Source organism: Acinetobacter sp. IK23 (genome assembly GCF_035615275.1).
Taxonomy (GTDB): Bacteria; Pseudomonadota; Gammaproteobacteria; order Pseudomonadales; family Moraxellaceae; genus Acinetobacter; species Acinetobacter seifertii.
The window spans coordinates 54,767-66,221 of the sequence record NZ_JANBNX010000012.1 but is presented as its reverse complement, the minus strand read 5'-3'; the positions used below and the strand labels follow the sequence as shown (position 1 = coordinate 66,221).

The 11,455-nt window shown below is 41.0% G+C and carries 6 protein-coding genes; all 6 read right to left on the bottom strand.

Annotated elements, in window-relative coordinates; translation table 11 throughout:
- Positions 1-4 precede the first annotated feature (4 nt).
- Genes MSG95_RS10550 through MSG95_RS10525 form a run of 6 tightly spaced genes read right to left on the bottom strand, consistent with a single transcriptional unit; the run spans position 5 to position 11,191 of the window.
- Positions 5-1,405, bottom strand: a complete 1,401-nt coding sequence (locus MSG95_RS10550) for an EH signature domain-containing protein (RefSeq protein WP_038346758.1) — start codon at positions 1,403-1,405, stop codon at positions 5-7.
- 5 nt (positions 1,406-1,410) lie between these two features.
- Entirely contained in the window at positions 1,411-2,142 is a 732-nt protein-coding gene (gene zorB1 / locus MSG95_RS10545; RefSeq protein WP_038346757.1) for a type I Zorya anti-phage system protein ZorB1, read from the bottom strand.
- 18 nt (positions 2,143-2,160) lie between these two features.
- On the bottom strand, positions 2,161-4,221 hold the full coding sequence (zorA, locus tag MSG95_RS10540; RefSeq protein WP_107680874.1) for an anti-phage ZorAB system protein ZorA: 2,061 nt from the start codon (positions 4,219-4,221) through the stop codon (positions 2,161-2,163).
- Positions 4,222-4,269: 48 nt separating this feature from the next.
- Positions 4,270-7,518, bottom strand: a complete 3,249-nt coding sequence (locus MSG95_RS10535) for a type I restriction endonuclease subunit R (protein WP_107680875.1) — start codon at positions 7,516-7,518, stop codon at positions 4,270-4,272.
- Entirely contained in the window at positions 7,515-8,906 is a 1,392-nt protein-coding gene (locus MSG95_RS10530) for a restriction endonuclease subunit S (protein WP_107680876.1), read from the bottom strand. The genes MSG95_RS10535 and MSG95_RS10530 overlap by 4 nt, the downstream gene beginning before the upstream one ends.
- The gene (locus tag MSG95_RS10525; protein ID WP_107680877.1) at positions 8,906-11,191 is read right to left on the bottom strand and encodes a type I restriction-modification system subunit M; all 2,286 of its coding nucleotides are present in this window, start codon (positions 11,189-11,191) and stop codon (positions 8,906-8,908) included. The genes MSG95_RS10530 and MSG95_RS10525 overlap by 1 nt, the downstream gene beginning before the upstream one ends.
- Positions 11,192-11,455 lie beyond the last annotated feature (264 nt).

The following is an 11,455-nucleotide window of genomic DNA, read 5'->3' as shown; positions in this document are numbered from 1 at the left end:
TATCTCAATATCGTCTTTTATATAAGGAATTAGAATTATTGGCTTGACTAGAGAAGATACCTAATTCAGCTAGTTTCTCATCAAACTTTCTTTGCCATCCTGATGTGTGGCTTAATTTAAGAATGTGTACCCATGGCTTAAGTGTATCAATATCCACTTTTTTACGCTCTTGGTTATAAGGAATCTTATTTAAGATATAGCATGCATTACCAATATCAGAAAAATCAAATACATAAATATTCTCAATTTTTAACATAAAGGCATTATTTGTTCGTGTCGACCCTGTAAGTAGTTTCAAACGTCCTCTATTTTCCTCCCGAAATTTACGATGTTCCACTTGATTAGATTCAGAAGCTGCTGGACCAAGAAATATCTGAGAAACAGCGATCTTATCAATAAATTTAATCCAATAGTTAAATCTATCAACATCAGCTGTGCGGCTAAATAATCTAAAGAAAGCTTCTAAGTCCGCTCTCACAAACCACTGAATCACCATTTTTTTGGTATCAACATTTACGTTATTCCATCCCGCTGAAGATTCATACTGAGGATTACCCCATTGATCCAATGCTAGATGTTTTAATACCTCATGTACTTTCTCTCTCTGAGAGGTACTAGCATACCGTTCTAGAAGCGCAGCTAAAATATCCGTCGCATATATTTTATTTTTTTCAAGCAATACTAAAAAACGTGGGATAATTTGAAAATACTCATCTTCTTTCATTGTCTTGATCGACTTAATTGCAGATCGAATCAAATCATCCCAAAACCAACTAACCGAAGCTATTCTTAAACTTTCTAATTGATTAGCAACTCTGTTTTCATCATTATCTTGTAAAAATTCACGTACAAATTTTTTTGTAGGTTCTGTGGTTAAAACCTCTGAATTATCTATAAGAGTCGTCATCCATTTTTTAGGCCGAGTTGAAGCTTTAAATATCGAAGATTTATTTTCATCTAGTATTTTTCTTAACTGAATCCAATTACTAGCTAAGTTTTCTAGTTCATGTTGCTCAAAAGCAAAATAACTATACAACAGTGGAAAATAAACAAACTGGAGTTGGTCAATTCCCAATTGGTTGAAATAATCAATTAATCTTACACCTACAGGTGTGAATAAAATTTTTTCTTCATAATTGGGCAGTTTTTTACTGAGAGACCAAGCCAAATTTTTCCTATCTCGTTTAGTCATCCCATCAAACCCGTGCTGTTCAAGTTTTAGAACTGATTTGATAATTTTTTCTTCTAATGGTTGTACATTTTCAAGATCACCAAATTTATGCTCAAGAATGGACAATCTTTTCATTAAACGCTGAGGCTTAACAAATTTGGTCTGTATATGAGTTGAGTCAGAAAATACACTTATTTTTTCGTCAAGACGACGTTTCAGATTCGCAATACTCATCACTATCACCGTGTCAATTGGCATGTTTCAACAGGTGCTGAAACAAAATGAGGTTGCGGTTCAGCGTTCTCTTTTTCTTTTAAACCATAGAATTGCATCCGTAGCTCAACACGACGTGAGGCTTCTTTACTATCCTTAGCTGAATTAAAAGAAACGCCACCGGCCAAAAACAGTTGTTTAACTTGGTTCTTTTGTGCCTCACTCAGACTTAACCCATGACTAAATTTTGGATCAAGTAAACTGCACATGACCCATTCTGAACGACGTAAACTTAAGTTTAAGTTATAGAGATATGAACCATCCGTATCTGTGAACCCTTCAATCACAATTTGTTTAAACCATTTTTTCCCGTTTTCAGTATTGGCAGCATTTAAAACAATCGGCACTAACGTATTTAATGCCTCTACCCCTGCAGCATTTAACCGGTAATCATTGTGGCCAAACCGACCAGCTTCTCCAAAGTTGATACGATTGTCCTTACAATCAACATTAATGATCTTATTTTTCAAAGCTGCATCATTTTGAATACTAGTACAAATATCCAAAATCTCTGAACTGCGTTGATTTTCAGCTTGAGTTGCTTCATTGATTTTTTTCGTTACGACCATTAATGACACAGCCATTACGACTAAAAACAAGGTCATTAATGCTGTCATTAAATCAGCAAATGAAATCCAAAAAGGTTTTTCACCTTCATCTTTAGAACGTGGTTTCTTAGAGTACCTATTACCTAACATTAATCATGTACCCCAAAATTAGTTTTTCTTTTGTTGTACGAGATCTTCCAGATCTTCCACAAAACCATTTAGCCCGTCTATACCGCTTTCAAGACGTTTTACAGCTTGATCAAGCGTATTATCAAAAGCTCCTAAAGAATGATTTAAGCTGGTTTCTACAGAAAAACCAAAACTCTCAAAACTTTTTACCAGCACATCACTAACTTGCTCGAGATAATCCTGCATTTCTTTCTTCACTTGATTCAATGCATTGGTCATGTGATTCATATCTTCAAGCATTTTAGTACTCATACCAGCTTCGGCTTGGGCTTGTTTAATTAAACCGTCTAAAGTACTGATTGCCTGTTTGACACTCTCTTGTGAGTCTTTATAGTCTTTTAATAGAGAGATTAAATTGCTGCTTGCGCTGGTCAAATGCGTAGAGGTGGTACTTACTTCTGCAATCAACTGTGATGTCTTATCAGTCACTGTAATCAAAGAACTGCCCGCAGTATTAAACTGTTCAGAAGCTAAGCGCATTTTTTCAGCACCGTTATTCATACCCGTAATACTATCCGTTGTCACTTGAGATAATTTCTGAATATTTTCTTTATATACTTGGACCGCATTTTGACTGTGTGCAATCAAATCTTTAATTTCAGTTCCTAAATTATCAATTAATGTAGATGATTGTTCGTGCAATTTTTGCTGATTTTCTAGAATTACACGATCTTGTTCCATACGCTGTTTCGTGACATCTGACATTAACTCAGACATCGTTCCGCCTAGATTCCCCATCAACTCCGAGACTTTGCCATTTAACTGCTCAATCGCATGTTGACCTTGTTCTCCAATTTTTGCGGCACCTTGAGATAAATGATCCACCATTAAATTCATTTGATCAGACATCTCATTTTGTTTTTGTTGAATATCTTCAATCATTTTCGACATCTGTATTTCTAATGTTTTCGTCGAAGTTTCACTATTAATTTTCATATCTGTCAGTAATTGAGAGAAACCTAATTGCATTTCCTTCATAGCAGATACTGATTGAGTCATCATCTCATTCATGCCCGTCATTTGACTACCAAACGTAGACTCCAATTTACTCATAAAGGCTGTAAGCACATCAGTCATGAGTTCTTGGACGGCTGAACCTTGGTCACCACTCACTTGTTGTACGCTAGACGCAATTTTATCTAGAGGTGCTTGCAAGGTATCAGTAATCGATTGACCAATCTGAGTCGCCATATCCTGACTTGATTTCGCATAGCTTTCACTTAACTGTGCAGCAAAAGCAATCTGATTCTTTTTATTTTCCTCAACCAAATTCGTCATCATGACTTTTAAGTCATTAACAAGGCTATCTTTTAATTGACGAGCATTGGTTTCGTTTGCTTGAGAGGATTTTAATAATTTAGCTAGATATTCCTCTCCGGTGGAATCAGTTTCAAAAAGCTTATCAATTTCTGTCGTTAAAGTTTCTAACTGTTCATAACACTGACGCAACCACGATTTTTCGCGCCAAGTGATAATCATTGCAGTCCCTATCGCAAGTGCAGAAGCCATGAATGCTTCACTTACCCCACCTAATAACAAGCCTAAACTGTCTTGAACTTTTGCTGGATCGCCTGCGGGATCAAAAGCTAATAATCCAAATAGAAGGCCAGCAAATGTAGCAATAATACCTACACCAGTGATAATACCTGGCAAGTGCTTATAAAACTCAACTCTTAAAGGGGTATCCACAATGACAGCCTGAGAAAAAAATACGTCACTTGATACTGTTGCACGTGAGGAAACTAGTACATCTTCTCCATCTACAGTTTCATAGATGTCATGAAAAGAATTTTTGTAATTCAACCAAGCATGTTTTAAAGGCGTATCATTTTCGAATTTTGCATCTAATGAATGCTTATTTAGACTAGAGTTTTTATCCATTCCTTTTAAGGCATTAATTAGTACTGATAATTGCTCACTAAGGTTTTTAGCAGGTTTGATATATTTAGAATAGAATTTAAACCCAATCCATAATACAAAAATCAGCATTCCCACAGGAATAATAAAATAATTCTGCAGAAATTCAGCAAAAGCTAACATATCAATACACCCCTATACTCAAAAATTTAATTCTAAAATGTTTAAAAATTATCGACTGCTCAACATATCAAAGATCACCCGTGCAAAGATGCTGGCCTTCGCCGGATCAGAAAGTAACTGCATCATCTGTTCCTGATGTGCGGCACTGCTACCAAGAATGGCATCATCCATCGCTTTCGGGAAATCACCCAGCATGGCTTGTTCACGGGTATTGTTGGCGATCTGCTTCATCACAATCTCATTTTCCGCCAGCTTGTCACGTACCGTATAGGCATAGTTCAGCATGTCTTTATCGGTTAGGTTATCAGTGATAAAGACATCATTCAGACGCTCTATAATCTGTGACAGGAACTCTTCTTTCTTGTCACGTGGCTTGGCCGCTCCTAGGTCATTGCCCGGTTCTAGCTTAAAATCTTCGGCATCTTCTTTCAGCTTGATGTCTTGCTGACGGATCTTGGACAAGCGGTAATGGCTCATACTGACATTACTTAAGTCCACCTCATCATCTTTCGTTGAGGTTTCACGCAGCAATGGACGCAGGTTACGCGCATACAGACTAAGTTTTTCCAGTTCTTTGTCATCGTAGTCCACGATCTGCGACATAAACTCGTAAAAACGGGTAAAGCTGCCCAAGTCTTTTTTAAAGATTTCCAGCTTGTCTTTTTCCAGCTTGGCATCTTTAAAGGCATTGTCGGCATTAGCAATCAGCACCGCATCATTGGTTTTCTTGCAGCGTTCCAGCATATCGCGACTGGTGTTATAGGCTTCGATGGCTTGGCTATAGCGTTTCTGCCAGCGTTCAACCGCAGGCTTGCAAATGTTACTGATCGCGGCATTGGATTTGTTCTTGGTAAAGAACGCTTCGACAAACTGTTCAACTTCCGTCCACAGAAAAATCTTGGTAGCTTTCAGCTTTTCAAACAGGTCAAAGATCTGATCCGGATTCGATACATCAGCCAGTTCTGCGGTTTGATAGTAAGGCTGGAAGGCCCCAAGAATGTCTTCAGGATCGTTAAAGAAGTCCAAGACAAAGGTGCCAGATTCCGCTTTACCCGGATAGGTACGGTTCAAGCGTGACAAGGTTTGTACGCACTCAACACCACCCAGCTTTTTGTCTACGTACATGGCACACAGTTTCGGTTGGTCAAAGCCAGTCTGGAACTTGTTGGCCACCAGCATCACCTGATAATCATCACTGTCAAAGGCCTTGCGCATTTCCCGACCTTTCAGTCCCGGGTTCATGTTGCGTTCATTAAAGGTCTGACCGACTAAACCACTGCTGTCGGTATCCTTGTCATTAAACTCAACCTCACCCGAGAATGCGACCATAGCCTGAATGGACTTATAGCCCTGATCCGTCACATATTTGTCAAAGGCCAGCTTGTAACGCACCGCTTCTTTACGTGAACTGGTCACCACCATGGCTTTAGCCTGCCCACCCAATAAGCCCATCACGTTATTTTTAAAATGCTCGACAATGACTTTCACTTTCTGAGAAATGTTGTGGTCATGCAGGCGCACCCACTGATTCAGTCTGATCTTGGCTTTTTTGGCATCGACCTGTTTGTCGGCTTCTTCAATTTTCTGTTTGAGCTTATACACCACTTTATAGTTGGTATAGTTTTTCAGCACATCCAGAATAAAGCCTTCTTCAATGGCTTGGCGCATGGAGTAAACATGGAAGGCTTCCGGCTTGTTTTGCTTGGATGGCGGTAGCTCAGGATTGGGTACACGGCCAAACAGTTGCAGGGTTTTGTCTTTCGGTGTCGCGGTAAAGGCATAGTAGCTGAGGTTATTACTGCCCTTACGTGCAGCCACCACCGCATCCAGAATATCTTCCGAAGACAATTCAGCATCCTCTTCGCGCTCTTCCAGCATCAACACTTCTTTGAGTTGTCGTGCCGTAGAGCCGCTTTGTGAAGAATGCGCTTCATCGGCAATCACCGCATAACGTCGCTGCTTCAGATTGGTACTGTTTTCAATCGCACGCAGCACAAAGGGGAAAGTCTGGATGGTCACAATGATAATCGGCTGTGAGGTTTCGAGTGCTTTGGCCAGTTTTTCCGACTTGGAGCCATCACCCTCTTTGTTATTGATGCGTCCGACCACGCCATCGGCATGTTCAAACTGGTAGATGGTGTCCTGTAGCTGGGCATCCAGAATGGTACGGTCAGTGACCACAATCACCGAATCAAACAGTTTCTGATTATGTTGATCGTACAGGGTCGACAACTGATGTGCTGTCCAGGCAATCGAGTTGGACTTACCTGAACCTGCACTGTGCTGAATCAGATATTTCTGTCCAGTGCCCTCCTCTAAGGCGGCATTGATCAGTTTGGTGACCACATTCCACTGGTGGTAACGTGGGAAGATCAGCAGTTCTTTTTTGTACTTGCGGCCTTCCCAGTCTTCTTTTTCTTCAATTTGCAGATGGACAAAACGTCCAATGATATTCAGCAAATTATCCGGTGTGAGGACTTCATTCCACAGATAGGCGGTGGCGTACTGATTCTGGTCTTCTGGCACATCATTGCCTGCACCACCTTCCGCTGTACCCTTGTTGAACGGCAGGAAGAAGGTATCTTCTCCGGCCAATTGGGTCGCCATATAGACTTCGTATTGACTCACGGCAAAGTGTACCAATGCGCCACGCTTAAAGATCAGCAAGGGTTCAGGCTTGTTGGTTTCTGGATCTTTCGGCAAGCGGGTGCGTTTGTACTGCAACATGGCATTCTGCACCGCCTGTTTAAACTCGGACTTGAGTTCCAGTGTCGCCACCGGAAAGCCGTTGATAAACAATACCAAGTCAATACGCCATTTCTTGGCCTGTTTGCCCATGTCCTGTAACTCGGCAGCGGTAGCATACGGGCTATAGACCAACTCTGGCACAATGCGGCAGATGTTCTTTTTGTAATTGGCTAAGGTATCCGGATTAAGTGCATGTTCTGGTTTAAACTGACACAGGAAAAAACGGGCACTGCGGGTTTTAACTCCGTGACGCAGCACACCTAAAGTACCATAGCTACGTGACTGTTCATCAGTGGCATTGATGTCGGCTTTCTTCAGCTGGGCAACCACGGCTTCAAGAAAATGCCGTTCGGTATCATTGGGAAAGATGCGCTGAAACTTCTGCCAGTCTTGTGCTTGGGTTTGTTGCACAAAATCCAGTACGTCCTGCTCATACAAGGCAGTTTCACGGTTGTAGCCTTGTGGTGTACCCAATTGCCAGCCCTGAGCCAGCATCTGTTGAATGATGTCGTTCTGGAAAATGCTTTCGCGGGTGGCGTCTAGACTCATGCGCTTAACTCCGTGTCTGCCTCAGTAACATTTGGCGCTTGCCAGTGGCGCACATCAATTTTTCCGGTGACAGCGGCTGAGATGAGGGCGGTTCTGCGTTCTTGCATGAGTTGAATAGCTGATTCTGCTTTTTTAATTAAGTCATCAATACGCTCAACCTTTTCTGCAATAAATTCTACAATTTTAATTTGCTCTTCTATTGGAGCTACGGAAATCTCTAAATTCCCTATAGCGACTGTAGAAATATTAGGTTGTTGCCCCGTTTTATCAATTTGGTTATTAAATTCCTGAACAAAGTTTTGATTCAAGATCATGTAATATAACCATTTTTGAATACATAGACCATTAGGTCGCAAAATAGCATTACGTTGATTCAAAAGAATTTTTTCATCCAAGTCCATTAATGTAGCTTTAATTCCTGTTGAAATAATAGGACGAGTGAGTGCAAATACCAAATCGCCCTTTTTAACAAGAAATTGTTCTAATTTTTTTGCTTGGTTTTCATTTACAAATGATAAATCAGTCCAATCCAAATACATTGTTTGAATATTCGAAATTTTTAATACTTTGATTCCTTCCTCTGTAAAACCATCACTAGGAAAGGCATAACCATTTAGAATGGAGCCTAAATATTTAATTTTTTTAATATCCCAATGCTCCGGCACTTCCCCTAACCATGCCACACCCGAATCTTTCATCGGCACATTTGGGTTAAGTCCTTTGGTCACGGCATGGCTAATCACCGCCTGGCGTTTTTCTTTGAGAAGTTCAATCAGTTGTTGTTGTTTTTCAATCAGGTGATCGATTTTGATGGTTTCGTGATCTAAAAAATTAGAAATCTTTATCTGATCTTCTAATACTGGAGAAGCATATTCAAAATTTACAAAGGTATCTTGATACAAATGAACAATCGTTGAACCTGTTTTATTAAAGTCCACAAATTCTTTAAATACTTTCGATTGAAGCAACCAAAAATAAAACTTTGTGGAGAAATTATTTCGCAATGGTCGCACAACGAAAATTCCACTATTCAAAGTAGCTTTTTCGTCATCTTTTAAATTACTAACTAATGCAACCTTACCGATCGTACCATCTTTAGTAATTAACAAGTCTCCATCTTTCAATTGAATATATGGGTCTTGCTCATAACGTGGTAAATCGCAATGATAACATTGAGACCAATCAATATTAGTTCCTTTAAAATCACTACCTGTAACTAAATAAGGACCTTCGTCTGTAAAATCATCTGATTTAAGTCCATGCCAACCTACACGAGCTTTTACATAAGCTTCATATTTAACCTTAGTGTTAATCCAATCATTTGGAATTTCCCCCAACCATTCAACCCCTGAATCTTTATACTCCGCGTATTTCTGATACTTCGCCATTATGAATGCACCTCTTGTAGCAGCTGCATAATCTCGGCACTCACCGCATCCAAATCCGCATCAATCTCGCTTAGGTCACGTGGTGGCTGGTACACGTAGAAATGACGGTTAAACGGAATTTCATAACCGACAATGCCAATCTCACCATCCTTTTCATCACGCTTGTCGGCATTGATCCAGGCATCCGGCACGTGTGGCTTTACTTCACGTTTGAAGTAATCTTCAATCAGCTCTGTAGTGCTGACTTTTGGATTCAGTGCAATGTTCTCCGCATCACGCAAGTCACCATCCTGTACAAACTCCACCACTTTGCCTTGATAGCTAAACTGGCCATACAGTGGGTTTTCCGGCTGTTTCAGCACCTTGTTAATCACCGGTTCCGCTTCAGGATTCTTCCAGGTAATGGCATCTAACAGCTGTTTCTTCTCTTTGGCATCCAGCTTGATGTCGGTTTGCTTCAGGGCTTTTTTTAGCACTTCATCAAACTGGTTAAAGTCATCAAACTGCTCAGTACCAATCACGGCCTGTAACGCTTGGGCTTTTTCCATCAAGGCTTTCTGGAACAGCCAGATTTTGCTGTCCAGTACCTCTTTGATGTCTTTTTCTTTTAGCTCAGGGAATTCCGCTTTAATCAGGGCACGGACCTCAAGCGCCACGTCCTGCAACTGACCATAAGTTTCTGCTGTCCACGCTGTACCAAAGGCTGTGCCCAATTGCGCATCGATACTTTGCATCACGGCATTAAACGGTTTTGGCGCAAAACGTAATGCAGCAATCGCGCTATCCGTGATCTGTGCCGATAAACGCAATGGACGTTCAATGGTCACGCGACGGTAGCCAAATTCATGGCTGTCAAAAATCTTGCTGGCGAATGGTTTTTGCTGTTCGGTTTCGCCATCCTGCGCCAAGGTGTCTACCGCCACAAAGTCACCGTAATTTTGGGTAATGGTGGCAATTTCAGTTTCAGTGAGATAGTTACGTTTTGAACCCAGCGACTTACGCATTTTGGTACTAAGGTTTGAGGCATTGATCAGCTGTACCTTGCCTTTACGTTCAGCGGCTTTTTTATTGCTGAGTACCCAGATATAGGTGGCAATCCCGGTGTTGTAGAACATATCGTTCGGTAAGGCAATAATGGCTTCCAGCAAGTCGGCCTCTAAAATATAGCGACGGATCTCGCTTTCGCCACTGCCTGCACTACCGGTAAATAAAGGTGAACCATTCAGGATAATCCCGATGCGGCTGCCGCTCTCGCTACTACTGGCATCACGCATCTTGCTGATCAGGTGCATCAGGAATAATAGTGAACCATCCGATACCCGTGGCAAGCCTGCACCGAAACGGCCATTAAAGCCTTTGTGCTCATGCTCATCTTTAATGTCTTGTTCGATCTTTTTCCAGTCCACACCAAAAGGTGGGTTAGATAACATATAGTCAAATTTATCTAATGCGAGTTGATCATTCGACAAGGTATTACCAAGTTTGATTCGGCTTACATCCTGACCTTTAATGAGCATGTCGGCTTTACAGATAGCGTAGGATTCTGGATTGAGTTCCTGACCAAACGCACGCATCACCGCATTCGGGTTCAGCTCATGCAGATATTCCATACCGGAAGAGAGGAAGCCGCCTGTTCCGGCAGTCGGGTCATAAATGGTGCGGATAATGCCATCTTTGGTCAGTACATCATCATCTTCCATAAAGACCAATGCTGTAGTCAAACGCACGATGTCACGCGGGGTAAAGTGTTCCCCTGCGGTTTCATTCGAGCCTTCGGCAAAACGACGGATCAGTTCTTCAAACACCAAGCCCATGTCATGATTGGAAATGCTTTTAGGGCTAAGATCGGTTGTTGCAAATTTCTGTACCACTTTATACAGCAGGTTTGCATCATCCAATAAACCGACAAATTCGATAAAATTAAAGTATTCAAAAATCTCGCGGGCATCTTTGGAAAAGCTTTGCACATAAGTGCTCAGGTTCGCTTTAATATCGCTCTGCCCCATTTTACTCAAATCCATGGGCGAGCTATTAAAGAAAGCCAAACCTTGGGTGGCACTCAACAAAAACTTTTCTTGTGCTTCTTCGGGTAGGTTCATCTTGGCGACTTCTTCATGTTTCGCCAACACAGATGCTTTACTGCTTTCTAGCACACACTCCAAACGACGTAATAGCGTGAATGGCAAAATGATGCGGCCATATTGCGATTGTTTGAAGTCACCACGCAGCAGGTCGGCAACCGACCAGATGAAAGAAGCGATTTGTGAAAAGTTATTGTTGGTCATAGTGGTGAATCAATTCCTGAATTCTTATCTGTGATCAGTATCTGGCGACACTTCGGTTGCTAGAGATAATACTGATAATTTTTTAACTGTTGGATAATATTATATTATTTAAAAAGCAGATTGTTGATTATTCATTTATTGCATGACAGTTAAGCGACAAATTTTGTCGTCTGGTTTCAGATTTTTCTCATAGAAGGTTCATCCACCATAACGCTACAACCCTGCTTTTGAAAGTCGTGCCTATTTATAAGCCCATCTGCTAAA